Source organism: Streptomyces sp. NPDC051636 (assembly GCF_044453765.1).
Taxonomy (GTDB): domain Bacteria; phylum Actinomycetota; class Actinomycetes; order Streptomycetales; family Streptomycetaceae; genus Streptomyces.
The window spans coordinates 13,721-38,024 of record NZ_JBITDA010000046.1 but is presented as its reverse complement, the minus strand read 5'-3'; the positions used below and the strand labels follow the sequence as shown (position 1 = coordinate 38,024).

At 68.2% G+C, this 24,304-nt stretch carries 19 protein-coding genes and 4 pseudogenes; 8 read left to right on the top strand and 15 right to left on the bottom strand.

Annotation, left to right across the window (positions count from 1 at the left end; genetic code table 11):
* Nucleotides 1-85 (top strand): annotated as a pseudogene (locus ACIBBH_RS40115) (IS5/IS1182 family transposase); the annotation flags it as partial.
* Nucleotides 86-94: 9 nt separating this feature from the next.
* Here ACIBBH_RS40115 and ACIBBH_RS40110 read toward each other — a convergent pair.
* Both ACIBBH_RS40110 and ACIBBH_RS40105 read right to left on the bottom strand, forming a co-directional pair.
* Nucleotides 95-2,395, bottom strand: a complete 2,301-nt coding sequence (locus ACIBBH_RS40110) for an FG-GAP-like repeat-containing protein (RefSeq protein WP_399413571.1) — start codon at nucleotides 2,393-2,395, stop codon at nucleotides 95-97.
* A 114-nt stretch (nucleotides 2,396-2,509) separates the two neighbouring features.
* Entirely contained in the window at nucleotides 2,510-2,662 is a 153-nt protein-coding gene (locus tag ACIBBH_RS40105; protein WP_399413569.1) for a hypothetical protein, read from the bottom strand.
* Between the two features lie 667 nt (nucleotides 2,663-3,329).
* On the opposite strand from ACIBBH_RS40105, the gene ACIBBH_RS40100 reads away from it, so the two are divergent.
* The gene (locus tag ACIBBH_RS40100) at nucleotides 3,330-4,337 is read left to right on the top strand and encodes a DUF6924 domain-containing protein (protein ID WP_399413567.1); all 1,008 of its coding nucleotides are present in this window, start codon (nucleotides 3,330-3,332) and stop codon (nucleotides 4,335-4,337) included.
* A gap of 33 nt (nucleotides 4,338-4,370) precedes the next feature.
* Here ACIBBH_RS40100 and ACIBBH_RS40095 read toward each other — a convergent pair.
* Nucleotides 4,371-4,820 (bottom strand): annotated as a pseudogene (locus ACIBBH_RS40095) (transposase); the annotation flags it as partial.
* Between the two features lie 139 nt (nucleotides 4,821-4,959).
* Between ACIBBH_RS40095 and ACIBBH_RS40090 the strand changes: the two are divergent.
* Nucleotides 4,960-5,397 (top strand): glutaredoxin domain-containing protein, encoded by a 438-nt coding sequence (locus ACIBBH_RS40090; protein ID WP_399413566.1) that lies wholly within the window; start codon nucleotides 4,960-4,962, stop codon nucleotides 5,395-5,397.
* Nucleotides 5,398-5,411: 14 nt separating this feature from the next.
* Here the strand turns inward: ACIBBH_RS40090 and ACIBBH_RS40085 are convergent, their stop codons facing one another.
* From ACIBBH_RS40085 to ACIBBH_RS40065, 5 genes are all read right to left on the bottom strand, one after another.
* Complete coding sequence (locus ACIBBH_RS40085; protein ID WP_399413564.1) at nucleotides 5,412-6,251, bottom strand: helix-turn-helix domain-containing protein; 840 nt, start codon at nucleotides 6,249-6,251, stop codon at nucleotides 5,412-5,414.
* A 238-nt stretch (nucleotides 6,252-6,489) separates the two neighbouring features.
* Nucleotides 6,490-6,840, bottom strand: a complete 351-nt coding sequence (locus ACIBBH_RS40080) for a hypothetical protein (RefSeq protein WP_327432665.1) — start codon at nucleotides 6,838-6,840, stop codon at nucleotides 6,490-6,492.
* Between the two features lie 22 nt (nucleotides 6,841-6,862).
* Nucleotides 6,863-7,432, bottom strand: a complete 570-nt coding sequence (locus tag ACIBBH_RS40075) for a hypothetical protein (RefSeq protein ID WP_399413562.1) — start codon at nucleotides 7,430-7,432, stop codon at nucleotides 6,863-6,865.
* Between the two features lie 2 nt (nucleotides 7,433-7,434).
* The gene (locus ACIBBH_RS40070; RefSeq protein ID WP_399413560.1) at nucleotides 7,435-7,839 is read right to left on the bottom strand and encodes a hypothetical protein; all 405 of its coding nucleotides are present in this window, start codon (nucleotides 7,837-7,839) and stop codon (nucleotides 7,435-7,437) included.
* Between the two features lie 985 nt (nucleotides 7,840-8,824).
* On the bottom strand, nucleotides 8,825-10,066 hold the full coding sequence (locus ACIBBH_RS40065; protein WP_399413558.1) for a S8 family serine peptidase: 1,242 nt from the start codon (nucleotides 10,064-10,066) through the stop codon (nucleotides 8,825-8,827).
* Nucleotides 10,067-10,329: 263 nt separating this feature from the next.
* On the opposite strand from ACIBBH_RS40065, the pseudogene ACIBBH_RS40060 reads away from it, so the two are divergent.
* The 3 genes and pseudogenes from ACIBBH_RS40060 to ACIBBH_RS40050 form a co-directional block, all read left to right on the top strand.
* Nucleotides 10,330-10,558 (top strand): annotated as a pseudogene (locus ACIBBH_RS40060) (hypothetical protein); the annotation flags it as partial.
* A 521-nt stretch (nucleotides 10,559-11,079) separates the two neighbouring features.
* Nucleotides 11,080-12,006, top strand: a complete 927-nt coding sequence (locus ACIBBH_RS40055) for a trimeric intracellular cation channel family protein (RefSeq protein ID WP_399413556.1) — start codon at nucleotides 11,080-11,082, stop codon at nucleotides 12,004-12,006.
* A 107-nt stretch (nucleotides 12,007-12,113) separates the two neighbouring features.
* On the top strand, nucleotides 12,114-13,061 hold the full coding sequence (locus tag ACIBBH_RS40050; RefSeq protein WP_399413554.1) for an STM4015 family protein: 948 nt from the start codon (nucleotides 12,114-12,116) through the stop codon (nucleotides 13,059-13,061).
* 248 nt (nucleotides 13,062-13,309) lie between these two features.
* Here the strand turns inward: ACIBBH_RS40050 and ACIBBH_RS40045 are convergent, their stop codons facing one another.
* Together ACIBBH_RS40045 and ACIBBH_RS40040 are read right to left on the bottom strand one after the other, a co-directional pair.
* Nucleotides 13,310-13,738 (bottom strand): nuclear transport factor 2 family protein, encoded by a 429-nt coding sequence (locus ACIBBH_RS40045; protein ID WP_399413552.1) that lies wholly within the window; start codon nucleotides 13,736-13,738, stop codon nucleotides 13,310-13,312.
* A 360-nt stretch (nucleotides 13,739-14,098) separates the two neighbouring features.
* Nucleotides 14,099-14,929: a hypothetical protein gene (locus ACIBBH_RS40040; protein ID WP_399413550.1), complete on the bottom strand. Its 831-nt coding sequence runs from the start codon at nucleotides 14,927-14,929 to the stop codon at nucleotides 14,099-14,101.
* Nucleotides 14,930-15,636: 707 nt separating this feature from the next.
* Between ACIBBH_RS40040 and ACIBBH_RS40035 the strand changes: the two genes are divergently transcribed.
* On the top strand, nucleotides 15,637-16,566 hold the full coding sequence (locus tag ACIBBH_RS40035) for an NADP-dependent oxidoreductase (protein ID WP_399413549.1): 930 nt from the start codon (nucleotides 15,637-15,639) through the stop codon (nucleotides 16,564-16,566).
* Nucleotides 16,567-16,835: 269 nt separating this feature from the next.
* On the opposite strand, the gene ACIBBH_RS40030 is transcribed toward ACIBBH_RS40035, so the two are convergent.
* The 4 genes from ACIBBH_RS40030 to ACIBBH_RS40015 all read right to left on the bottom strand — a co-directional run bounded on the left by ACIBBH_RS40030 (nucleotide 16,836) and on the right by ACIBBH_RS40015 (nucleotide 21,481).
* Entirely contained in the window at nucleotides 16,836-19,631 is a 2,796-nt protein-coding gene (locus ACIBBH_RS40030; RefSeq protein ID WP_399413547.1) for an AAA family ATPase, read from the bottom strand.
* A gap of 463 nt (nucleotides 19,632-20,094) precedes the next feature.
* Nucleotides 20,095-20,319, bottom strand: a complete 225-nt coding sequence (locus ACIBBH_RS40025) for a tautomerase family protein (protein WP_399413545.1) — start codon at nucleotides 20,317-20,319, stop codon at nucleotides 20,095-20,097.
* A gap of 36 nt (nucleotides 20,320-20,355) precedes the next feature.
* The gene (locus tag ACIBBH_RS40020) at nucleotides 20,356-20,661 is read right to left on the bottom strand and encodes a hypothetical protein (RefSeq protein ID WP_399413543.1); all 306 of its coding nucleotides are present in this window, start codon (nucleotides 20,659-20,661) and stop codon (nucleotides 20,356-20,358) included.
* Between the two features lie 37 nt (nucleotides 20,662-20,698).
* Nucleotides 20,699-21,481, bottom strand: a complete 783-nt coding sequence (locus ACIBBH_RS40015) for an SDR family oxidoreductase (protein ID WP_399413541.1) — start codon at nucleotides 21,479-21,481, stop codon at nucleotides 20,699-20,701.
* A 169-nt stretch (nucleotides 21,482-21,650) separates the two neighbouring features.
* On the opposite strand from ACIBBH_RS40015, the gene ACIBBH_RS40010 reads away from it, so the two are divergent.
* The gene (locus ACIBBH_RS40010) at nucleotides 21,651-22,478 is read left to right on the top strand and encodes a helix-turn-helix transcriptional regulator (RefSeq protein WP_399413539.1); all 828 of its coding nucleotides are present in this window, start codon (nucleotides 21,651-21,653) and stop codon (nucleotides 22,476-22,478) included.
* A gap of 1,102 nt (nucleotides 22,479-23,580) precedes the next feature.
* Here ACIBBH_RS40010 and ACIBBH_RS40005 read toward each other — a convergent pair.
* Nucleotides 23,581-24,183 (bottom strand): annotated as a pseudogene (locus ACIBBH_RS40005) (IS110 family transposase); the annotation flags it as partial.
* Nucleotides 24,184-24,304 lie beyond the last annotated feature (121 nt).

The following is a 24,304-nucleotide window of genomic DNA, read 5'->3' as shown; positions in this document are numbered from 1 at the left end:
CCGTTACGAGCGAAAGGCCGAGCACTTCCTGGCCTTCGTCGGCATCGCCGCAGCCCTCATCAGCTACCGCAGGCTCACCAACTGAAACGACGTCTTAGCAGCCGTTGATGAAGAGGTTTACTGCACCGATGTTGTTGAGGGCGAGGTAGTCCTCGCGGATGTCGCCGTTGAGGTCGGCGAACTTGACCAGCGACCCGGGGCTGCCACCGCCTGAAGCGATCTGTCCCTGGGGAAGCCACAGGGCGTTCTCGTTGCGGCCGCGGAGGCCGCCGTTGACGTATTCGGCGGCGGCACCGTTGTGGGCGGCGACCATCACGTAATCATCGCGGCCGTCGCCGTTGAGGTCAGCGAATCGGACGGCCATGTTGTCGCCGAGGTCGCCGTCGGCGATCTGTCCCCAGGGGTGCCAGATCGCGTTCTGGTTGCGGCCCTGGAGGCCGCCGTTGACGTACGCGGTCACCGCGCCGCTGTAGTTGTCCACGATGAGATATTCGGCCCGGCGGTCGCCGTTGAGGTCGGCGAAGTCAATGTGGGTGTTGGGCCCGTTCAGGCCTCCTGAGGCGACCTGACCCCAGGGGTGCCAGATGGCGTCCTGGCCGGGGGATCGGAGGCCGCCGTTGAGGTAGAGGGTGACGGCGCCCTGCGGGCTGACGATGAGGTAGTCGTCGCGGCCGTCGCCGTTGAGGTCTGCGAACCGGACGTCGTCGCCGAGGCCGCCGGAGGCAACCTGGCCCCACGGGTACCAGATGGCGTCCTGGTTGCGGCCACGGACGCCGCCGTTCATGTACGCGACGACGGCCCCGGTCGGTTTCACAATGAGGTAGTCGTCGCGGCCATCACCGTTGAGGTCTGCGAAGTCGACGTATCCTCCCATGGGCCCGCCGGTCGACGTTCCACCGCCGGATGCGACCTGTCCCCACGGATGCCAGATCGGCTTGGTCGGGCATGCGGTGTGGCCGGCCGGTGGCGCGCTGTTGGGGTCGCTGATCCATCCTCTGGCGGCCGCTCGGTTGATGCCTTGGTACCAGATGTCAGCCATCATGTCGTATCCGGCGTCGTTGGGGTGCAGTTCGTCGGCGAGGTCGGTGTCGGGGTCCAGTCCGCCCATGTCGACGCTGAGGATGTGCTTGCCGGCTTTGGCCCGTTGTTCGACGATGCCCGAGATGGCCCCGTTGAACGCGTTGATCCGGTCGTTGGTGCCGTCGTCCTTGGACGGCACAACCTGGGCGACGATCACGGCGGCATCCGGTGCGTCCTCGATTACGTCGTCGAGAAGCTTGGCGAGTCGGCCGGGTGCACCGTTGGGGTCGGGCGCGCCTCTCTTGAGGTCGTTGGTTCCGGCATGGATCAGTACGACGTTCGGCCGGAACGTTGGGACGGCGTTGTTGGCTGCGCCGTCGATGTCGCTGATAGGCCAGCCGCTGTGCCCTTCGTGGTCTCGATCGGACATCGTGCCGTCGCTGCCCGAGCCGACGTAGTCGACCTTGTTCTCGGCTGCGGTGAGCTCCCTGTGCAGCTCGTCCCGATAGCCGTTGCCGTCAGAGCTCTTGAAACCAGCTGTGATCGAGTCGCCGAGAGGCATCACACGCAGATCGCGTTTCCTGAGTTCGGTGTGCCCGCCCTCGAAGATCCCCATACCGGCCTGCCCGATGAGCCATTCGTAGACCCCGTTGTCTCCGCCTGCGAGGTAGGACATGTAGACGTCTTTGGAGCCCGTCACCACGCGCGAAGCTACTCCGTGTTGTACGAGGGTGGCGTTGTCGCTGTCCCACTCCCCGTTGGGTCCACCGGAATCGCCCTGCCAGAGTTTTCCGTACGTGGTGCGGACCTTGTAGGCCGAACCGCCCTTGGCGTCCTGGAGGCCCTTCTCGTTGTCGATGACTTTCGCGTCGGTCTTCCTGAGCTCCGCGGACGGCCCGCAGGTGGCGCAGGTACGGCCCCAGCCCCAGCTGGTGAAGGTCGTCCTGAGCCGCGGCACCTGCTTGCTGTTCGGCAATTTTGCGTAGTTGACGCCTCGGAAGCCTGCTCCCGACACGCGGACGATGGCCACGTCACCGCGGGTCTCGAGGTACTCGATGTCCAGCCGTGTGCCCTCCCCTCTGCGCAGGCTGCCGAACCGGACCTCGTAGGAGTTGCCCACCTGCCCGCCGGTGTCGTCGAAGCAGTGGGCAGCCGTGAGGCCCCACTTCAGGCTAACTGCGGTGCCGGCGCAAATGTAGCGGGCCCCGGTGCTTCCCTCCGCTTTCCGCCAGATCTGAACTATAGGCAACAGATGGCTCGTCTCTATTCGCCCGTTCTCAACGGCTTGAGAGGGGGGCGCGGAGAGCGCGCCGGCGGACATCACCGCGGCCACAATGGCTACGATGACGAAGCTCAGCCATTTTCTTCGGTGCACAGTTGCTCCTCATCTGCCCATGTGTGAGCCGGGAACTGACCTGAATGCATTGCTGATCGAATCGACTTGCCCCACGGCCGAGCTGAGGATGCGTGCACCGTATGGCGACAGTCTCTAGTAGTCCTCCGAAGCGCCTGCCATCCGGGCGGCTTCGTCGCGCCGAAGGCCGGGCACACGGCGGCGCGGCACGGTCAGCAGCCCGACTTCGGCGGGCGTGATCCGCGCACGCCGTGACCGCAGGAAGACGCCGAGTTCGATCAGGTGCACGAGATCGAGTATTGACGTGTCTGCGCCGGTTAGCCAGGGGTCACCAACCCCATGATCACACAGTGAACCGCTCCGGGATCGGTGCAGACTCTATGAGTTGACACCAGCTGCCGGTTGGGGCTGGTGTTCAGCGTAGTGGTTGGTGTCGTATTCGTGGGGTGGGATGTCTCCGATCGCGCTGTGGATCCGTTGGTTGAACCAGTCGACCCATTCCGCGGTGCCGAGTTCGACGTCGGCGAGGCCGACGGGACAGCTCCGCTTTGTACAGGCCGATATGAGACTCCACGAGTGCGTTGTCCAGGGCATCACCGACGGTGCCGACCGAGGCGTCGATGCCGGCCTCGAGGAGGTGCGCGGTGAACGCAAAAGACGTGCAGTGGCTGCCCTCCTACGAATGGTGAACCAGCCGCGGTCCAGCTGGAGTTCCGCAGCGGACGCGGCGCCACAACGGCGGCTTGGACTCGCCACGATCCCGACGGGCCAGCGACGTCGTCCTCCGCGCGCTTTGAGTGAGACGGGTTGCGGGCGCCGTCCCGATCACCCCGGTATCTGCGCAGTTCAGCGAACTTATGTGAGTGAGACAGGACAGGAGAACTGGGCCTTGTCAGAGCCAGCGGGTAGAACCGAGCAACTGACAATCCACGGCGATACTCGCGAGGTACCCCTGATGCGCCCTGCCCTGCCCCTGCCCCCGGCCGATGACGGCCCGCGGGTGTCCGGCATGCTGCTGATCCGCACCCACCACGGCGACGACGACGCCTGGCATGACGTGCTCTCCCGCATGGGCGAACTGCCCGGTCTGGTCGCACCGCGCCTGGGACACGAGGCCCACACGGTGCCGCGGGAGCCCATCCCCCGGCGCCTGATCGTGGTGGACGACCGCGCTTGGCAGGGCGCCACCCCCGAGGAGGTGAGCGAGGCCCTGGAGGGAGACGGGACGTGGATTCCCGACCTGGTCCTGCTTGCCAACGACAGGACCACGGCCAACCCTCACCTGCGTCCGCTGCTGGCGTTCCGCGGCACCGACGGGGACACGTTCCGGATCACGCCCCGCCAAGCGGCCCTGACCTACCTGGTGCTGCACCGCCCGTACCAGGAGACGACCCTGGAGCACTTCGAGGAGAAGGCCCCCGCCGAACCCGATTGGGAGCCCGAGGAGGACGAGACCGTGGAGGACTGGGAGGACGACCTCCCCGATCCCGTGGGTACCTACCTGGAGTCGCTGAACCCTCCACCGCGCTACGAGCCCCCGACCCGGGTTCTGCCCCTTCTCACCCAGGAGAACTTCGGTCTGCTCGTGCGCACCGACTTCACCGATGACGCCGCCTGGACATCGCTCCTCGACACCGTGCACCGCCCGGGGCCGGGCTATGACGACCCCATCGAAGACTTCAGCGACTACATCGACACCGTGGACGACCCGACGTTCGAGGGCTCCAGCCCGGAGCAGCTGATGGCACTGGTCCGCGACAGCGAGGACCCAGAGCTAATGACCGCGGACCTCGTGGTGATCGCGGACGGGACCACCATGCGCGATCCCGACCATCGCGTCCTGGTCGTACCCCTGGAGGGCCCCATCGGGTACGCCTTCCGGATGGACCCTGAGCAGGTCGGAGGCATGGTGAACAACCTGGCGATCGGCAACATGGACATCGAGGACTTCATGGACGACTAGACCAAGGCCAACTTTTCGGGAATGCAGTGGCTTCCGGCCCGATTCCAGGGCGGCGACGAAAGAGTACGGCCAGCCGGGCACGAACTGGTCCGAGGACCGTCCGCTGCGGCCGTAGACGTGGCAGAACAGGCGATCGGCGCTGGTGGGAGCGTCGGGACGGAGCCAGTTGCTGACGTCGACCGCGAGGACCAGGCGGCCGTCGCCGGCCTGCGGCATGGGCAGGCCGGCCAGCACCTGCCGCAGCCGGGGCACCTCGACGTTCCCGCAGTTCAGGGCGTCGTACATGGCGCCGTGCCCACGCCGGTGCTCAGCCACCAACGTCAGGTCCGCCGGCGCCCTCACCGGCCCGTCCGCACACAGCAGCGCATCCGTGAGGTCGAACCGTTCGTCCCCGCGAGCGGTCAGACAGTCGAATAAGTCCTCCCGGAAGTGTGACGCTTTCGCGAACGCTTCCCCTGGGACATGATCAGGCAGCAGACTCATCTTCACGGCCTTCGTCGTGGTCACGTGCATCCTTGGTCGGAGCACATGATCAGACGAAGGCCGCCTCAGCGTCCGGCGAACACCCAGGTGAGCGGCCTAGTTCGAGGAGCATTTCGACTCATCGATAGCCTGCATCACCATGGTGCGCGCTTGGATCCTGCCGATGCTGCTTGTGCTCAGCGGCTCAGCCGTCGCGACTGGTCAGATATTCAAGGGGAGCCCCGGCACAGCCGCAGCACTCGTGCCGGCGTTCCTGGCGCTCGCCAGCGTGAACTCACCCCTGATCTTCCCGAGGTCGATCGGTGCGCAGGAGGCACAACGCCGCAGCGCGGTCGACGGCCGACCGGTCGTCTTCTGGCGGCCGGGCTGCAAGTACTGCATACGACTGCGCATCCGGCTGGGCCGCAGCGCCCGCCAGTTGCATTGGGTCAACATCTGGCGCGACCCGGCAGGAGCGGCAGAGGTGAGAGCAGCCAACGACGGCAACGAGACCGTGCCGACCGTCGTCGTGGCGGGCCAGCCACACACCAACCCCGATCCCGAATGGGTGCGCGAACAGCTCTCCCCTTCCGCATGATCAGAAACCGCGCCCTACGGAGAAGCAGCCGCGGACACAAGCGCACAGAGGTTAAAAGACAAGCTGAGCAGGTCAGCCGCCCGCTCATGCCCGTCGTCGCGCACGGTGGTGCGGATCTTCGTGCCGCTGCGGGGCGGTGTGCCGGTCGAGTCTGGCCAGCAGATCGTCCAGGTCGGAGGTGGTGAACTTCCACTGGAACGGCTGTGCCGTGGCGTTGTAGCGGTCTTCGAAGGCTCGGAGCCGCAGAGGCGGCGGGCCTGGATGAAGGTCTTCTCGTCCGCGCTGATGACGTACTCGTCCTCGCCCAGCGGCCGGCCCTGCCAGGTGCGGGCGTACAGGTCCAGGACGCGGGCGGCCTTGGCGCGGAAGTCGGGATCGGTGATGAAGATCCACGAACGGTGCTGCCAGGGCTTGAGCGCGTCCTCGGCCAGCCAGCGGCGCACGGTGAAGGCCGACACGAACGTGGCGATGCCCCGCTCCATGGCCTCGTGGGCCAACTCCGGGCACGACCAGCGGGACAGCGGTACCCCAGTCTCAGCGGGCAGCTGGCAGGCCAGCGCGGTGACCTGGGCGGTCTGCAGTGCGGTGAACGTGCGCGGGCGGCCGGTGCGCTTGCGGTCGGCCAGGCCCGGCAGGCCCTGCTCGGCGAACCGGCCCCGCCAGGTGCGGACGGTGTCCAGGTGCAGGCCTGTCGCACGGACGATGCGCGCGTTGGAACGCCCGCGCGCCGCGTGTAGGACGATCTGCGCGCGCAGGCGCATCCGATGCTCGGTCTTGTGGCCGTAGGTCATCTTCTTCAGCCGCTCGCGCTCGGCGGCGGTCGGGGCTATCGGGCGGGCCGGGGCAACGGGCATGGGGCGAGGGCCGATCGGGAGAAGTGGATCACGGCAGGCCGTAGCCTGCCGCGTCCGCTTCCCGGCCCGTCGGGCAGGATGGCTGCGATGCCCACACCTCCGCAGTCCACCCGGCTCTCGCTCCAGCAGCACTTTGGTGGCGCGACGCGGGCAGCGCGACGCCCGGCGCCCGCCCGCCCGACCAGGCCGGACTAGGCGAGCCGGGCGACGCGCTGTGCCACGGCCGCCAGCCAGCCGGTCAGCGCTGGCGGCGGGTCGCCAGCCACAGGCAGACGACGGGAGGCACGGCACTCCCGACCGCCGTGGCCAGCGCCGCCGTCGCCAGCGGCTCGCTGAGGGTGGGCACGACGGCGCTGCGTGTGGTGCCGTCGGCGGCCCGTACCGTCAGCTCGCAGCCCTCCTCGGTCATGCTGATCCTGTCGGCCAGTCCGTAACCGGTGTCGACGCACTTCTTGGTGGCGACGGCATCGGCGACGAAGAACAGCACGGCCGCCAGGACGGCGAGTCCGAGCGCCGCCGTCAGACCCACCGTGCGCAGGGTGCGGTTTCTGTCATGGGCGGGTCGGCCCTGCTGGTCGTGTGCGGTCATACGCTCATCCTCCTTGCGGTGGTCAGCTGTTGGCGGGGCAGGTTCCGGTGCCATTGGACGACGCGGTCGGGGAGCCGCCGCGGACCCATTCCGCGCAGCTCGGCACCGTCCAGCCAGGCCTGCTGTTCACCATCAGCTCGGTGGCCGAGCCGGCCCGCGTGTAGTTCAGGCCCATGCAGGAGCTGCCCGGGTCCATACCCGCGTCGTTGCAGTCGTTGCTGAGCTTCTGGCCCGCGAGGCCGTAGGGGGAGGCGGACTTGGCACCGTTCTCGGCGTGGACCCAGAAGTTGTACGTGACGCCCGCGGTCAGCTTCTTCGGGTAGCCGACGCCCTCGGCGGTGCGCACCGTCGTGAGCGGTTCGCCCGACGGGCCCTCGGCCGAGGTGGTAGAGACGGGCGTCAGGGAGGCGGGCGACGAGAACGTCGGCGTGGCTACCGGCCGGCTGTTGAGCGGTTCCCCCTCCGCGGCCGGCTTGAGTGTCACGGCACCGGGATTGGCGGCGGCGCCCCGCACTACGTACTTGTCCCAGCCGCCCGCCGAGCTTTCCTTGGCCACGAGGTCCGAGCGTGCCCGGGACAGTGCGGTGCTCACGCTCACGCCGGTGGTGGCGTGGTACGAGAACCGGATCCAGAAACGGCCGCGGCCAGTATCGCGTCCAGGTCGTCCGTGGCACCCTCGTCGGTCTGGTAGATGCCGCCGTTCGCGTGCCCGAACAGCGCGAAGACGTCCGCGTCCATGCCGTCCGCCCAGGCGTTGTCGGCGCTGCGGCCGGAGGTGTAACTCGTGCCCGTGTAGCCGATCGTGCGGGCCGCGTCGCGGAACGCGGTCGCGCTGAGCCGGGTGTCCAGCCCGTCGTTGAAGCGCCGGCCGAGGCTCGTCTCGCCCACGGCCTGCGCGGGCTGCGCGCCCACGGTCAGAGCGCAGACGAAGGCGACCGACAACGCGAGCAGAGACCCGCCGCGGCGGTGTCGCCGTCCGCTGTCCTTGGTGCTGTGCAAGTGATTCTCCGCTGGTGATTACGTCCCCGCCTGCTGGGGCCCGGCGGTGGTGTCACCTGCTCTACGGGCAGGGGTGGGCGATCCCTCGCGGACAGCGCGAAATTTCTTGGCGCCCTGCTGGTGGGTGGCGGCGTGGGGTTTGCCAGGGGTCAGGGCGTCATCGCGGCCGGAACCGCTGTGCCGGGCAGGGACGGGAGCCTCGACGGGGGGAAGCAGCGCCGGGACGCCGAGGAGCGGCGGGAGTGTCGTGGCGGGGGGCTCCGGCAGCGTCGGGAGGTCGGCCGCCGGGGTCGCGGGGAGGGACGGGCAGGTGGGTTCCGTCGCGCCGGTTGGCGGGGTGGTGCCGGTCATCGGCGTCGCCGGTACGGCGCTGGGAGTCACCCCGCGCCCGCCGGTGTGACGAGACGGGTCTCGATGACCGGCGTACCGGGAACGCGCCCGGTTCCGCGCCTTGGCCCTCGTACCCGAGACCGGACGAGGACACGGAGTCGGCGGGCCCCGACAGCGGGCTCTCGGGCATGGCCGGGCATGCCGTCGGCGTGGAAGCGCGCGGTGTTCTCCAGCCCCGAACTGCCGCCCGGGCCCAGGCTTCAACCGGGTCTCGCAGACTGGGCAGTGCCGGACGCGCGGTCGCCCGCCGTCCTCTGACCAGCACGCCCGCACCGCCTGGCCGCAGTTGCGCGGCTGCACGTCCGCAACCGCGGGGCCTTCGCCTACGTCGACGGCGAGCTGGCCGACGGCGAGGGCGTCAAGCTCATGCGCTTACACGACGGCGGAACCGCCAGTAGATAGGGCTTCGCCCTCTACTACGCCAGCAGCGACCGCTGCGAAGACTCCCTGCTGCCCAACCGGCGGCTTCGCCGGCGCCCCCGAAGAAGCCCTCAACTGCGCCTGCCCGCTCCACCTCACCGCCCCAGACATCTGACCGGCAGGCACACAACACCGGATCCGAAGTCAGCCCCCGAAGGACTTCGAACGTGGACCACTAAGTGCTCGGCGAGGCAGCGCTCTGCTGGCGGCCGGGCGGGAGCCAATTCCTGGCCCGACCGCGTGGGATCACTGCGGCCGCGGCCGCGAGGAACAGCACAAGGGCGAGGGACGCCCCGGCGACCGCCCCAGCACGGATGCCGGGAGTGGGATCGGCGGGCTGCGGCAGGTGTGCGACCGGGGCAGCCACCCGGTCGGCCTTCTGCTGCGGCAGGGCGATGGTGAGTGCGGCATAGGGGTCGAGGCGGGGGATGTCGGAGGGGTAAGCGGCCACGAGCAGCTGCCTGGACACTTCCTGGACGGTCATCCGCGGGTCATGGGCCCTCACGAGTGCGGCTGCTCCCGCGGTGCAGGCCGCTGCCAGTGAGGCGCCGGAGCCGATGTAATGGCCCGAGCCGCGCGGTCCGATGCTGACCATCGCGCTGCCGGGTGCGGACAGGTCCGGGTCGTAGGCGGGCGGAGCGTTGCTCTGCCGCATTCCGTTGGGGCCGAAGTCCACCACCGACAGCACTCCCGGCGCGGCAGCGGGCCAGTATGGACCCGTCGGCTGCTCACCTGTGGACCCGAGCTGATCCTGGGGGATGGCGTCCGGGGCGGCGGGGGCCACGACCAGCGCATCGTGCCGGGCGGCGTAGGCGGCGGCAGCGGTCAGCTCCGCTCTTCCCGTTCGCAGCGCCTGGCCGACGTAGATGACGTCAGCACCCTGGTCGGCGGCTTCGCGGATGCCCAGGGCGATGCGCTGCGGTGTGGGCACACCGCGATCGTCGGTACCCTGCGCGGCGATGATGCGGGCCTGAGGGGCCATTCCCACAATGGTGCTGCCTTTGGTTCGGGCACCGGCGATCAGGCCCGCTGCGAAGGTGCCGTGCCCGACGCAGTCATTGTCCGCCTCCCCCACCGTTTGCACCCGGCCTGCCAAGGCAGCAACGTCCGGGTTCACACCGGTGTCGACCACCGCAACACTCACGCCTGCGCCTGCGGAGAGCTGTTGAGTCCTCGCCAGACCGAGCGCCGCTTGTGCCCAAGTGGTTCCGGCGGCTGTGCGGTCAGAGGCCTTGGTACACGGATTGCCCTCGCCGAGCCGGACCGGCAGTGGCGGCAGCAGGGTGACCTGTCCGTCGCCCGGGGACGGCGATGGCGTCGGCGCTGCGGCGGCGGACGTGGTGACGGGCAGGATGAGCGCCGCCGCTGCTGTCAGCACAACGAGGGTCCGTATCACGGGGCTTCGCATGGCGCGCATGATAGGCACACTCGGCACGCGGCCGCTCGACGGCACCAGTTATGCGGTGCCCTGGTGATCGGAGAAGGTGCGTGTGCGCGCCGTCAGGTCAGCCGGGGGCCTGCACCGCTACCGCCGCACCCGTCCCCGCATCTGCGGCCCGGCGAGCCGGGCAGCACACAACTGCCCGTTCCCTTCAGTTCACGGGCACATACGCAACAGGGCACACCAGGAGGTTCGAAGCGCGTGTCACGGCAGTTGCTCACGGTCGGCACAGAACGGCCGGGTTGTCCTCATTTTTCTCCCGGTATGTACATTTCGAGGACTACAGCACCGACGAGCTGGTGGCCATCGTCGAGCGGCACGCTGCAGCCGGCTACGGCATGCGCCCCCGACACCCTTGCCGCGCTGAGTGATCACGTCGACGCGATTCCCCGGGACCGCTCGCTCGGCAACGCCCGGCTCGCCCGCCAGTTGCTGGAGACGATGATGAGGCGTCAGGCACGTGATCTCGCGGATGCGTACGGCGCTGCGCGGGGAAAGGCGGCACGGTGACGGCGGCCGGCCGTCCAGTGGCATGCCCGGGGTCCACGGCTCGGTGAAGCGGGGGACGCGCAAGCCCCGGCTCTGCCGATCGAACGCGTCAATTTGCGGGCCCCTCCTTTTCTGTGCAGAAATACCCGCAGCAAATCGCTCACCTGAGCAAGGGCCGTCGGTAAAGCGTGCTCGGTTGAGCGAATTTTGCTCAACCGGCCGTTACTTTCACCACCGTTGTCTTGTTGGACTGCCGACGCACGTCATGCAATACTCGTTTTCCGAAATCCTGAAGTGCAATTCCCACGAAGCCATTGGTGCGCGCTCGTTCCAGATTGGCGGCTTCCGCCAGGGACCCGCGGGCCGACCTGCCGCTGGTGCTCCCGCAGGGAGGCTTCTTCAGGAAGGGCCTCCTCGGACGGCGGTGTCAGACCGTCGCCCGCAGCCGCGGGCCCGTGGGCCCGGGATCGTCCCCCACGACCGAAGTGAGCCAATCCTTCATGCACGAACTGACCAGCCCGGCATCGCAGTACTTCCTCGATCTGCTCGGCATCTTCGGCTTCGCGTTGTCGGGTGCCTATCTCGGCGTACGCAAGGACTTCAACCTCTTTGGGACTCTCGTGCTCGCCGAGGCCGCCGGACTGGGCGGTGGCCTGTTGAGGGACCTCGTCCTCGACGTGCCGTCAATCGCCTTCACGGACTTCGGCTATCCCGTAGCTCCTCTTGCCGCAGCATTGATCGCCTACCGCGGCAGGCCCCTTCGACAGCAGCCCTATCTCTTCGACGTGCTGGATGCTGTCGGTCTGGGTCTGTTCAGTGTGACCGGCACGGTCAAGGGGCTTCTGCACGGCATGGACGCCCTCCCGTCAGCCGCGCTGGGTGTCATCACCGCCATGGGAGGAGGCATTCTGGCCAGCTCGGTGGCCAAGGAACTTCCCGCCCTGCTGCGTTGGGACAGCGACCTGTACGCCGTTCCCTCGCTCGTCGGCGCGGGGGCCACCGCCGCGCTGCACGCGGCGGGGCTGCTGGATGTGGTCACGGCGACCACAGCGGCCCTGGCCGCGTTCACCCTCCGGCTGCTGGCTCTTCACTTCCGCTGGCGCCCGCGTCGCTCGACCACCTGGCGGGGCCACCCCTCCCCGCCCTCTCGCCACACGGCCCCCGATCTCCCGTCAACCCCGTCGGAATACGGGGAATTCCCGGACACCATGCGCCTCAGGGTCATCAGGCCCGCACAGAACCGCACCGTCCCGAAGCATCGGCTGACACGGTCGGCCGCCACCAGCGTGGCTCCTCCGCCCCGGCCTGTCCGAACCTCGGTTCCCGGCCCGGTCGACCCCCGGCTGTCCATGGCGATACGCCACTCGCCGAACCGGCAGTCGCAGCAGTCCGGCAGTGGCGAACTCCCGCCGCGCAAGGGGGCCTGAAGGCTGCTGAGGGGCGACACCACCGGCCGAGCAGACTGCACGGCTGCACGGCTGCACGGCTGCAGGACTGTACGGCTGCACAAGTAACTGCGTCACCCGCTACGACGATGGGAGCCACCATGTACGTGAACTACCTGCAGCGGTTCCATGGGCTACCCGTGGTGACCTTCCCGGGCCAAGCTCCGGCCAACGCGCTTCCTGCGGCCGGGAGCGTTGCATGGCGGCTGAGCACTGGTGACGAGGCGGAAGAGGAGTACTGGGAGCGCTTCGCCGGGACCGTGAAACTCCACGACGTGCGGGCGCTGATCTTCAGCGACTCCTGGTACAGCGCGAACTGCAACTGGCCGGAGGGCCCTGTGGAGTTGCTCGTGGAACACCGCTCCCAGCTCACCAGCCTTCAAGCCGTCTTCCTTGGAGATGTCGTGGCCCAGGTGGACAGGGGGATCTCCTGGCTGCACCAGACCGATGTCACCCCGATACTGCGGGCCTACCCCCATCTACAAGAGCTCGGCGTCCGCGGCGGCTTGGGGCTCGCCTTCCCCGTTATGCGGCACGAGGACTTGCGTGTCCTGCGTCTCGAATCCGACGGGCTGCCGCCGGAGGCCGTGGAGGGCGTCATCGCAGCCGACCTGCCCGCGCTCGAGTTCCTGGAGATGTGGCTGGGCAACAACTGCAACCTCGGTCACACCACCGTCGAGCACCTCGCGCCCTTGCTCACAGAGGGCCGCTTCCGCGCACTGCGCCATCTCGGCCTGCAGAACAGTCCCATTCAGGACGAGATAGCCGCCGCAGTGGCCTCCGCCCCCCTCGTGGCTCAACTCACGTCACTCAGCCTGTCGATGGGCACCCTCAGTGACAGTGGTGCGCTGTCGCTGCTGGCCGGCCAGCCGCTCACCCACTTGGAGGAACTCGATCTGCACCACCACTACCTCAGCGACGCCGTCATGCTAAAGATCCGGGAAGCCCTGGCACCAGCAGGAGTTCGCATCAACCTGACCGGCCAGAAAGAGCCGTACTACTTCGACGGGGAACGCGACGACTCGATCGCCGTATGACGTCAGCACCCGCATCACCCCCTCCCCCACTCGCGGAAGGCCATGAGTGAACGTTCCGGGAGGGGAGCACCGCCTGTGTTCGAGGCCGCCTACGATCCACGTTCACGGTTCCCGTTCGGGCAACCACGTCTCACCGGTATCTCACAGGGCCGGTGAGAGGCAGCCGCCGTACACCGCGGGGCGGGGCGTGCCCGGCTCCGTGATCCATCGCGAACCAGCACGTGCAGCGGCGGTTGGCCAGTGGCTGATCATGACATGGCGGTGACCATGATGTGGGTGTCCGCGATGGTCTCGAAGGAGATAGGCACGCCATTCTCGAAGCGCCAGGCGTGTGCGAAGCGTGCCTTCATCGACTTGCCGGTCTTTCGTCCCCTCCCCTGATAGTGCCCGAGTGCTATCACCGTGTCCTCGACCGCGACGAGTTCTGCTGGAACGACGGCGAAGTCTTCCCAGTCGGTGTCGAAACGGGAGAACACACCAGCCAGCACTGCGTCACGGCCACGATAGGTTGCGCCGTACGGCAATCCGGCGGCGACGACCCACTCGATCTTGTCACTGAGCGTCTCAAGGACCGCCTCACCGTTTCCGCGGCTTAGAGCTGCGTACATCTGGGCCACTGTCTCTCTGTTCTGCGCCGCCCGGGCGCCCTGCTGGTTCTTCGCCAGACTGACGGTCATCTGTACTCGCCTTCCTGGTGCGTTGTGAGGCCGATCGCCCGAAGCAAGCGGTTGACGGGCTTGATTCGGCCGATACGGGGTGCTGAAGCCAAAGAACAGCGAGAACGACCGCGGCAGCACGGGCAACTGACCTACCGGCGGCACCATCCGTGGCGCACAGCCACTGGCTTCACCACTGTGCTGTGCGCCATACGGGGCCGCGACCCCGGACAGGGGCCGCAAAGAGCGAAGACGTCTGCCGCTGTGAGGATGCGGGCAGCCGAAGGAAGGCTGCCGGAGGGGTCGCCTCCTTGGTAGCCACCGCCGTCTATTCGGTGTGTCCCAGCATGGCCGTCCCGCCGAGTCCGCGGTCGGATCAGGTCAGTTCCCCACCAGGGACCCTTCGACGATCTCGGTGGCGATGCCGTTGCTGATGTGGACCTCGGCCTCAACCCCGCCCTGCGCGGCGGCCTCCAGGTCGGCCTCCGTGCACTCGTCGACCGCCTGGCCGTCCGGGTCGCCGCAGATCTCACCGTGCCCCTTGATCTGGGTGTCCTCAGCGACGAGGAAGATCTGGTCTTGCCCGCCGGAGCCGTGGGCGGAGGCACCGGAGACCTCGTACTTCCCAGGCGCCAGGTACTTCACAATGCCGTACCAGGTACCGTTGACGCCCTTTCCCTTGTTGATGCCGTCGACGGAGGTCTCCGGGCTTTCGTTCGCGGCCGGGCTTCCGGAACTGTGCCGGCTGTCGTCGGCAGGGGCGCCCTCGTCCGGTGCCGGACGTTCGGTGATGGTAGTGGCCGCGCCGTTCTTCATGACCACGTCCGCGGCTATGGAGCCGCTCTTGAGGACCTTCTCGAACTCGTCCACCGTGCAGGGCGTGTCGGCGGCCGGGTTGTACTCTCCGCAGATGGTTCCGGCGCCGTAGATCTTGGTGTCCTCGGCGACGAAGAACTGCTGCTCCTTGCCGCCCGCCTTGACGGTGTGCTTGCCGGGCGCCAGGTATTCGACCGTGCCACCGGTGAAGGTCCCGCTGACTCCCTTGCCCTTGACCGTCGCCTTCACGGATTCGAGGGCCGACGCGGCGCCGGAGGTGTTCTGCGCCGAAGGGGCGGCGCCCGAAGTGTCGGGCTGGCAAGCCGTCATCAGACCGGTTCCCGCAAGGAACGCGGTAGCGACGAGGGCGGACTTGGCGCGGAAGACGAAAGCCATGGTGGGTGTCCCCGTTTCGTGGAAGGAGGCCGGCGGCAGGATGTCCGGCCCCCGGGCGTCGAATGCCTGATCACCATGAGCGGGCCGGTCGGGGCGGCGGAAGACGGGTCTGTGACCCGCGACCCCGCTGTTACCGTTCCCGGACATTGCAACAGCCACGGTCGGCTAGGGCCGTGGAGGCCTTCCGTGCGCCGGGGCGCATCAGCTCCCTCCGGCCGACCGCAGCGTTCAGCTTTCCGATCCGGTGGTGGCTACCGGCCACTTCACAGGTCAGACCCATCAATCGGTCCTCATCCACAGCGGCACGGCAGCCGCGGCCGGTGCGGTGAGACGCCGCCCGAGCTGCCGACCGCGACGGCGTCGGACCCTCTGCGGCGGGGTGCGGTGCGGGAGCTGCTGTTGCAACTGCACGTCCGTGACCCAGGGGTTGCCATCCCCTGGTTACCTCTGGGCCGAACACCAATACTTGACCGGGTGGACCTGCCTTGAGCAGCAGCCGGTCGCGTGGTGTGCCGGAAAGGCTCTGGCACTTCCTGTTCGCGGTTTCCGGTCCGCAGACCGCGGGCCACTGTCACCGCGCGGGTGTTTGCTCAGGTGCCACCCTTCTCCCGCCAGGTCGGCCCTCCCCCAGGCACGGCACCGGGGGATCACCAAGAACCCACCGCCGCACGCCCGGCGGTGGTCCGACACTTCGCCGAGGAGCATTCATGCGTGTCGTCACTCAGCACACCGTCGGCGCCCCGTCCGTGCTCACGATCGTGGAGACCGTCCGCCCGGAGCCGAGCTACGGGCAGGTGCTGATCAAAACCGGCGCGATCGGCGTCAACCCGGTCGACGGACATGTGCGCTCGGGGGCCTTTGCGATGCTCGGCGAGCCGCCGTTTACTGTGGGCTGGGACGTCGCCGGCACCATCGAAAGCGTCGGCCCCGGGGTGTCTGCCTTCGCTGTCGGAGACAAGGTCCTCGGCATGCTTGCCCTCCCGCAGGCGGGCAACACCTACGCCGAGTACGTCCTCGCCTCCGTCAACGAGATCATCTACAAGCCCACCAGCCTCACCATCCAGCAGGCGGCGGCCCTTCCCATGGCCGGCCTGACCGCCTGGCAGAGCCTCGTCGGTCTGGCCAGGATCCAATCGGGGCAGCGTGTGCTCGTGCACCGGGCCGCAGGTGGTGTCGGCCACCTGGCGGTCCAGATCGCCAAGGCACGTGGCGCCTACGTGATCGGCACGGCCAGCGCGCGCAAGCATGGCCTGCTGTCCAGTCTGGGCGTGGACGAGCTGATCGACTACCACACCCGGGACTTCACCGAGGTCGGCCCGGTAGACGTGGTGTTCGACCTCGTCGGTGGCGAGTACGGTACGCGCTCCGCCCGGATCGTGGCTGAAGGCGGCATACTCATCAGCGCCTATCCCCAGGACACCGGCGTCACCCCGGAGCTGATCGCCGAACTCGGCATCCGCCACGCCATCACCGGCGTGCGCCCGTCCGCGCCTGACCTGGCGCGTCTCGTGGCGCTCGTGGAGGCGGGACGGCTCACCGTCCACATCGATCAGGTGCTGCCGCTGGAGGAGGCTGTCAAGGCCCACGAGATCATCTTGACGGGTACGACCACCGGAAAGATCGTCCTGGTTCCCTGAGGACCGCCTGCCTGCTCTCTTCTTCAAGGCAGTGCCGCTGGTCCCCCTAGCGGTGAGTTCCCGGTTGCCTCGATACGACACGGCGACCAGTCGACGCGGCTGGTCGTCGGTCACCGTTTCCGGGGCCGGGCAGGTGCTCAACCATGATCCCGCAGTTTCCTGCCGCGCCGGCGAGCCCGGGCAGACGCTGTACGTGGCTCCGGACGCCTTGGAAGCGGGGCGAGCGAGGCCGGCGACCGCTGGGCGTGCCGGAGGCGCGGCTGTCATCGTCAGGAAAGCAGACCGTGCTCCATGGCAAACACCGTCACACCGGCCCGGGTCCGCTGGCCGGTCTTGTCGTAGATGTGGGCCAGATGGTGCCCCACTGTCCGGCTCGAAATAGACAGCTGCATACCGATCTCCCGATTGTGCAGGCCCTGAGCCACCAAGCAGAGCACCTGCACCTCCCTCTCGGTCAATCCCGCAGGCAGGTCCGACTGCGACGCGACGGACGCGACCTGCACCTGGCGGCCAGTGAGCCGTTCGGGAGCATCCACCGAGCGGCGGAACCCGCCCGTTGCTCTCAGCTCACTCTCCGCTCGCGCAGCGAACGCTTGCGCACCCATCGCAGAGAGCATCTCGTGCGCCGTGAGCAGCTGACCGCGAGCATCGATACGGCGTCTTTGGCGACGGAGCCACTCTCCGTAGACGAGGTACGCCCGGGCCAGAGGCACGCGCATCTGTGTCCGTGCCAGTCGCTCAACCGCCTCGCGATGAAGGTCCTCCGCCACGGTGTCGTCCGCGACCTGGGCTCGCGCCGCGGCTTCGACGCCGAGCGCCCAGTCGGTGCCGCACGGAAGGGTCCTCTCCGACAGCTCATCGGCCGCGTTCATGGCCACGTCCGTGTGTCCCAGACGACTGGCGGCCTCGACGACCTCGGACAGGGCCCACACCCCGAACGCCGAGATCTGGACGTGCTTCGCAGCCTTGCGCGCGGCTATGAGCGCGGCGTCATAGCGGCCGCCGCCGTTGTGCAGCACCGCGGTGGCCAACTCGGTGATCGTGACCGCGGTCGCCTCCCCGCGCGTGGCTGCTTCACGTGCGCTGGCATCCAGCAGCTGCCAGGCCTGCGGGCCACCGCGCGATCCGGCCAGAAACGCTGCCCCGTATTTCGTCTGCGGCGCACCGGTCGCCTCCGACACGGCATCGGCTTCCTGGATGAGCGCGCCGGCCTTGTCGAAGCGCCCCTGTTGCATGCGCAGCCATGCCTCGAAATTCAGACCGACCGGCAGAACGGCCAGCGCTCCCGAGTCTCGAGCAGTTGCGGTCAGCCGCGTGGTGAGTGCTTCCAGGGCGTCATCGTCCCAGACCCCCCAGGCCGCACGGCAGGCGAGCGGGAGTGCTCGTATGTCACCTGACCGCCGGTAGGTGTCGAGGGCGGCCCGGATCTGCGGTACGGCTGCCGCCAGTCCCTTGGTGAAGAGCTTCACCACACCCTCGAGCAGTAGGTCGGCTGCTCCGGGAGGCCGCGGACAGGGTGTGCTGGTGAGCACGGTCTCGGCTGCGTGCACGACCGATTCAGCATCGCCGAAGCGACCTGCCCATGCCGCGGCCCACAGCACCTCCAGAAGTGTTTCGCGGGCGAGCCCTGCGTCGAAGGGGGCGAGCAGTCGAGCCGCTTCGAGCAGCAGCGGCGGAGCCTGGTTCCCCCGCTGCACCGAGAAGGATATCTGGCCGCGCAAGCGTCCCGATCGGGCGTGCTGGAAGCCGTTGAGTCCACCGGCGTCCATCGCGGCGAGCAGGTTCAGCGCCTCGTCCGGGCAGCCGGCGTCGTGCTTGGCCTGTGCGGCCGACAGCAGACGTTCGTTCCGGCGGGTGCGGTCCGGCGTCAGTACGGCGGCTTTCTCCAGGAAGGCAGCCGCGGCGGCCAGACCGCCGCGGACCTGTGCTCGCTGCGCCGACTGCTCCAACTCCGCCGCGACAGCCTCGTCCACCCCGAAGGTCGCCTGGGCCCGATGCCAGGCGCGTCGATCGGGATCCGTCTGCCGGTCCGTTGCCCTGGCCAGTACCGAGTGGGCGGCGCGGCGCTCGGCCAACGGCGCGGCCCTGTAGACAGCCGACCGTACGAGCGGATGACTGAACCGTACACGTGCGCCGAGCTCCAGCAGCCCGGCCGCCTCCGCTGGGGCCGCCGCCTCGATACCCGTGCCCAGGTACGCGCAGGCACGCTGCAGCAGCGCCGGATCCCCGACCGGCTCCGCCGCGGCGACCAGAAGCAGCCGTCGCGTCTCGTCAGGCAATGCCGCGACGCGATCGTGGAAGCTCCGCTCGATCCTCCCCGCGACCGTGTCCGGGAGGGCGAAACCGCCCGCAACGGCTCCTGGACCTGCGCCGTGCGCCAGCTCCAGCAGCGCGAGCGGATTGCCACGCGCCTCAGCGATGATCCTTTCGCGGACCGCCCCGTCCAGTGGTGCCAGGACTTCCGCGGCCAGCAGCGCGCGGGCTTCGGCCTCGGGGAGCCCGAGCACGGTGAGCACGGGCAGCCCTCGCAGCACATCGGTGTCCGGCACGTCACGCAGCCCGAACGTGAAAGCGACAGCCATGGACCGGACCCGTCGAGCGACGAACGTGAGGACACGCGCCGACGCGCTGTCGAGCCACTGGGCATCGTCCACCACACACAGGACCGGGCTTTCGCGGGAGGATTCGGTCAGCAGACCGAGAACGGCGAGTCCGACCCGGAAGGGGTCGACCACCACGTCGCTGCGCAGTCCGAACGCGGCCTCCAGCGCCTCCCGCTGAGCAACGGGAATCCGGTTGATCCTGGGCAGGAGCGGTCCGCAGAGCTGATGCAAGGCCGCGAACGGCAGGTCCATCTCGAACTCGACCCCGACCGCGCGCAACGGCTGAAAGCCCGTCGCCGCGTCCAAGGCGTGGGCGAGTAGCGTGGTCTTGCCGATACCGGCCTCCCCGAGCAGGACGAGCGCGCCGCCCTGTCCCGCGCGTGCCGCTCGCACGAGCTGCTCGACTGCCTCTGCCTCGCGTGCGCGAGCACGGAGCTGGACCGGGCGCGACACCACACGCACTTGTCTCACCTGACGCACCCCCAAGGACGCCTTTCCATCGGCACGACTCCGGCCCCCCTGTGCGGATTCGGCACAAGACGTGGAGTGATCCCGCCACGTGTGTCCTTGCAGCGGCGTAGCCTCAGGAGCCGTTTCGAGGATATATGGAGCCTGCTTGCCCATGAGCGGTCGCGCCACTCGCCGGTCGTGCCGATGGGCTCGCAGCGGCAATGCGTCAGAGGTTGCAGGCAGGTGAGGCTGTCTTGGGGGGAGGCCCATCGGAAGCCATGCTCCGCCTGGCCACGACCAGCCTGTCGGCCGTCGCCTCACCGTCGAAACAGCCCTGTCCTGGCGCGAAGCGGCGTCATGTGAGAATCACCGTCGGCGGAAGGCTCGTTGAGGCCGGTTCACTCCGCGGGCTCCAGAGGCCGGCCGAACAGCGGTCATGTCAGCGGTGCCCGGCCGGCCGGGGGTCGGTGCGTGGTCAGTTTGCGGGGTCTTCTGGGGTTTGCTGGAGCATGGCGAGGGTGAGGACGTTGCCGCCGATGCCCCAGCCGCCGTCGGTGACTTCCTCGACGAGGACCATGGTGTTGGCGCGGGCGCGTTCGCCGTAGATGTCGACGTACAGCTCGGTGGCGCGGGTGACGATCTCCTCCTTCTGCTTGGCGTCGAGGGTGCCGGCGGGGACCTTGAAGTTGGCGAACGGCATGATCGTTTTCCTTGTCTGTATGGGTGGTGCGGGTTATTACAGGGAGCTGCCTGCGGTGAGCAGGTCGTCCAGCCCGATGCGGCGGAAGAAGTCGGCGCGGATGCGGTCGGCGACCGCGGAGACGACTTCGCTGCCGTCATGGCTGGGGTCTATGTGGGTGCGAAGCGGCCGGGTGCCGGCGGGCATGGCCACCAGGCGTACGACCGCGTCGGCGACGTCGGCCGCGTCGGCGTCCGGGGGAATCAGCGCGGAGAGCCGTTCGTCCAGGCCGGCCAGCAGGGGGCCGTAGCGTTCGTCGTAGGCGGTGGTCCGCGCGGTGTCGGCGGGGGTTCCGGCGTGCACGAAGTGATTGGTACCGGACGGGAAAACGCCGGACGGGTTAAATGATGCCGCCGTTGGCGCGGATGACCTGGCCGTTGATCCAGTGGCCGCCCGGAGAGGCGAGGAAGGCGACGACGTTCGCAATGTCAGCAGGGGCGCCCAACCGCTCCAGCGGAGGCTGCGCGGCCAGGCGGGCTATGGTCTCCTCGTCCTTGCCTTCCAGGAACAGGTCGGTAGCCGTCGGTCCCGGGGCGACGGCGTTGACGGTGACGTCCTTGCCGCGCATCTCACGGGCCAGGATCAGCGTGAGCGCTTCAACGGCGCCCTTGCTGGCGCTGTAGGCGCCGTAGCCGGGGAATGCCAGGCCCACCACGGAGGTGGAGAAGTTGATGATCGCCCCGCCGTCGCGGATGGTGCGGGCCGCCTGCCGGGCGACCACGAAGGTGCCGCGGATGTTGGTGCGGTGCGCGGCATCCAGCTGGTCGAAGTCGATCTCGGCCACCGGCGACAGATACAGCCGCCCGGCCGCATGGACGACGACATCGACCCCACCGAACTCGGACTCGGCCGCGGCGAACAGACCCGCGACCGCCTCCTCGTCGCCCACATCGGCCTGCACCGCAACCGCCCGGCCGCCAGCGGCGGTGATCTCCTTGACCGCGGCCTCAGCCTGCTGCCTGTTACCGGCGTATCCCACCACCACGGCAAACCCGTCAGCGGCCAGTCGGCTCGCCGTCTCACGGCCGATACCACGAGAACCACCGGTGACGATCGCGACACGAGAATGATCCGTATCGGACCCCGAAGCGGCGCCGCCCGGTGCGACATTTTCGAGGGTCATCAAAAACTCCTGCTGGAGAAGTGGATGAGGATGCGGCATGGGCGTCGCCTCCGCGGTGCCCCGCCTTTCCCCTCCATCCTGGGGCCGCTTTCGGCTCCCTGCCAGGGCTAGGCCATCCGGGGGTCGCCATCCCTCGACTTAGACCCCCACCATGAGCACGATGGGAAGCGTGAACCCTTCCGAACTCGCCGCATTCCTGAGGTCCCGGCGCGACCGGATCCGCCCGGCCGACGTCGGCCTGCCCACCAGCACCAGGCGCCGTGTCCCGGGCCTGCGCCGCGAAGAAGTCGCGCAGCTGGCCGGCCTGTCGGCGGACTACTACACCGAACTGGAACGCGGAAGCGGTGCCCAGCCCTCCGCCCAGGTCGTGGCCGCCCTCGCCCGAGCACTGCGCCTCGACGGCGACGAAAGCGACCACCTGTTCCACCTCGCGAGCCGGCCTACCCCGCCGAAAGTACATGGCTCTACCAAGAAGCCCCAGCCTTCGCTCCTTGATCTTCTGGACCGGCTCACCACCACGCCCGCCCAGGTCATCACCGACCTGCACGAGACACTCGCGCAGAATAGGTTGGCCATCGCACTGGTCGGCCTGCACCCGGCGGGAGGCGGCTTCACGTCCAGCTTCGCCTACCGCTGGTTCACCGACCCGGACAGCCGGTCGCTGTATCCCGAGGAAGACCATCCGCACCACTCGCGGGTGTTCGTGGCCGATCTCCATGCGGTCGCCGCCCGCCGCGCCCGCGACACGGACGTGACACAGATGGTCGCCGAGCTGCGACAGCACAGCCAGGAGTTCGCCGCCCTGTGGGACACCCACGACGTCGCCCTGCGCCGAGCGGATCACAAACGGCTCGTCCACCCCACACTGGGCATCATCGAACTGGACTGCCACAGCCTCTTCAGCGAGGACGGACGCCAACGCCTGCTGTGGTTCACCGCCCCACCCGGCACAAAAGGCGCCGCCCAGCTCGAATCGCTCTCCGTGGTGAGTACTTGAACGCAGAAGCTACATGAGCAGGTCTTGAAACCGACCACGCACTGCCCATTCAGTGTCTCCGGCTTGCTCTTCCAGGTTCCGGAGGCCGCTCATTCGAGTAGAGGCTTACAGGAAAATCGACTCAACCGAGCATTTCCGCGGCACAGGCCACACGGAATCGCATTGTTACAAAGTCCGTAATTGACGCCCGGCTCGATTACTGTCTACGATCCAATCGCTCCTGCGGCCCTGGCGGCGCCGTACCCCCCACAGCCTCGCTAGGGCCGCAGGATCTCCTCTCAAACTCAGAACGGCATACCAACTCAAGCCACCATCCCAGTGGACATGGCAGTCCGACCCAACCCCGTAATGGATACCGACTAAGAAAAAGGCGGAAGTCGTCGGGCGACCACCGCATTCTCAGAAAATGACTGGCGGACAGGCAGGACAAACCCTTCCGGACAGTGCCTTGATTATGAGAATTCTGCCATCTGTCTTCTTTACTCTGCCGGCGCTCATCCCTGGCGCGGGTTAGGGCCGTCGATCCGGGCCATCGTCTCGAGCGACCGGCTCCACACCCCTGGGAAACAGAGATTGAAGGGCGATCCTCACCATCACCCTCAGGTGGCCCCGGCCCGGAAAGCACCCTGATGTTCACCTACATCTTCGCGCACGTCTCTCTTTCCCGCCCGCTTCCAGGACTGACCTTCCACGGCACGGGCGCCAGCACTTGCCTGAGTAGTCCTTCGCCGTACGCCGGACAACTGGGGTAGCCCACCGGACCGCTCAACGCCGCCGCGACGCGAGGGTGGGGCATACATACCGACGGCCGCGCACCTCCGGGCAACAGCCGCGCGGCCCGTTCGCCGCGTGCAGCCTCAGCAGGTCGGCGGCAGGCGCCCACTTTCCGACATCACGCCCACCGTGCGGGGCGACACCCCTCAGTCTTCCCATCCCCGGCACCGTACGAGTTGTTTGCCGTCGACGTCACATTCACGCGATCGCCTCCCCGCAGGAGTCTGATTCGAAAATCAACCATTCCCGCAGGTCAGACCGCTTCCGCTGATTGGAGGGACACTTGATAACCGAGCATGTTGAGCTGGCTGACCAGGCGCCGCGTCCGCCTGGCTCGTCCGGTTCGTTGGACGAAGTACTCGCCTCCGGGTGTCTGATATCCGGTCAGCAAAACCAGCGCGCCCTTGTGAGCCGAGTAGTCCAAGACCCGCTCCGGGGCGGGAAAGACGCCGGTCAGCACGTCGCGGAGCCGATTGATCATCCGCACCCGGTCGGCCACCAGGTCGGAGCGGTGAGCGGTCAGCAGCGCGAGGTCGGCGGCCAGCTGGGCGGACACATCGATGGCGGCGAAGCCCCGGCGGCGGCGGGAGGATTCGGCGATGACATAGGCGCCGCGCGCGTCGGTCTTCGCCTCTGCCCGGTAGGCGCCGGACATGCGGTTTACAGTGCGGCCGGGCACGCAGACGGCCCGCTGCCCATGGGCCGGGAACAGGGCCAACAGCAACACGGAAGACGTGCCGGAGATGTCCACCGCCCAGCCGACCTCGTCCGCCAGGTCCAGGATCTCGCCGATTGCGCTCAGGATCGCCGACTCGTCATTGTCGATCTTCTTCGACCACGGCGTCGCGCCTGTCTCATCGACCACGGCCGCCCAGTGGTGGCCCTTGTCGGCGTCGATGCCGGCCCAGATGCGGGTCTGCCGCTCGCGCACTCGCCCCTCCTCGTTCCGCGCAACATGCCGCCGGCAGGAGGAACACCCCGCTGTCATCTCCGTGATCAGCGACCGAGGCGCACATCTCAATCAGTAGCCAGGGCGCCCCGGAGAGCCGGAC

What these genes read in the sequence shown, in the direction of transcription:
- ACIBBH_RS40100 (WP_399413567.1), top strand. Translation starts at nt 3,330, where the DNA reads ATGCGCCCTGCCCTGCCCCTGCCCCCGGCCGATGACGGCCCGCGGGTG.
- ACIBBH_RS40090 (WP_399413566.1), top strand. Translation starts at nt 4,960, where the DNA reads ATGGTGCGCGCTTGGATCCTGCCGATGCTGCTTGTGCTCAGCGGCTCA.
- ACIBBH_RS40085 (WP_399413564.1), bottom strand. Translation starts at nt 6,251, where the DNA reads ATGCCCGTTGCCCCGGCCCGCCCGATAGCCCCGACCGCCGCCGAGCGC.
- ACIBBH_RS40080 (WP_327432665.1), bottom strand. Translation starts at nt 6,840, where the DNA reads ATGACCGCACACGACCAGCAGGGCCGACCCGCCCATGACAGAAACCGC.
- ACIBBH_RS40065 (WP_399413558.1), bottom strand. Translation starts at nt 10,066, where the DNA reads ATGCGCGCCATGCGAAGCCCCGTGATACGGACCCTCGTTGTGCTGACA.
- ACIBBH_RS40055 (WP_399413556.1), top strand. Translation starts at nt 11,080, where the DNA reads ATGCACGAACTGACCAGCCCGGCATCGCAGTACTTCCTCGATCTGCTC.
- ACIBBH_RS40050 (WP_399413554.1), top strand. Translation starts at nt 12,114, where the DNA reads ATGGGAGCCACCATGTACGTGAACTACCTGCAGCGGTTCCATGGGCTA.
- ACIBBH_RS40045 (WP_399413552.1), bottom strand. Translation starts at nt 13,738, where the DNA reads ATGACCGTCAGTCTGGCGAAGAACCAGCAGGGCGCCCGGGCGGCGCAG.
- ACIBBH_RS40040 (WP_399413550.1), bottom strand. Translation starts at nt 14,929, where the DNA reads ATGGCTTTCGTCTTCCGCGCCAAGTCCGCCCTCGTCGCTACCGCGTTC.
- ACIBBH_RS40035 (WP_399413549.1), top strand. Translation starts at nt 15,637, where the DNA reads ATGCGTGTCGTCACTCAGCACACCGTCGGCGCCCCGTCCGTGCTCACG.
- ACIBBH_RS40025 (WP_399413545.1), bottom strand. Translation starts at nt 20,319, where the DNA reads ATGCCGTTCGCCAACTTCAAGGTCCCCGCCGGCACCCTCGACGCCAAG.
- ACIBBH_RS40015 (WP_399413541.1), bottom strand. Translation starts at nt 21,481, where the DNA reads ATGACCCTCGAAAATGTCGCACCGGGCGGCGCCGCTTCGGGGTCCGAT.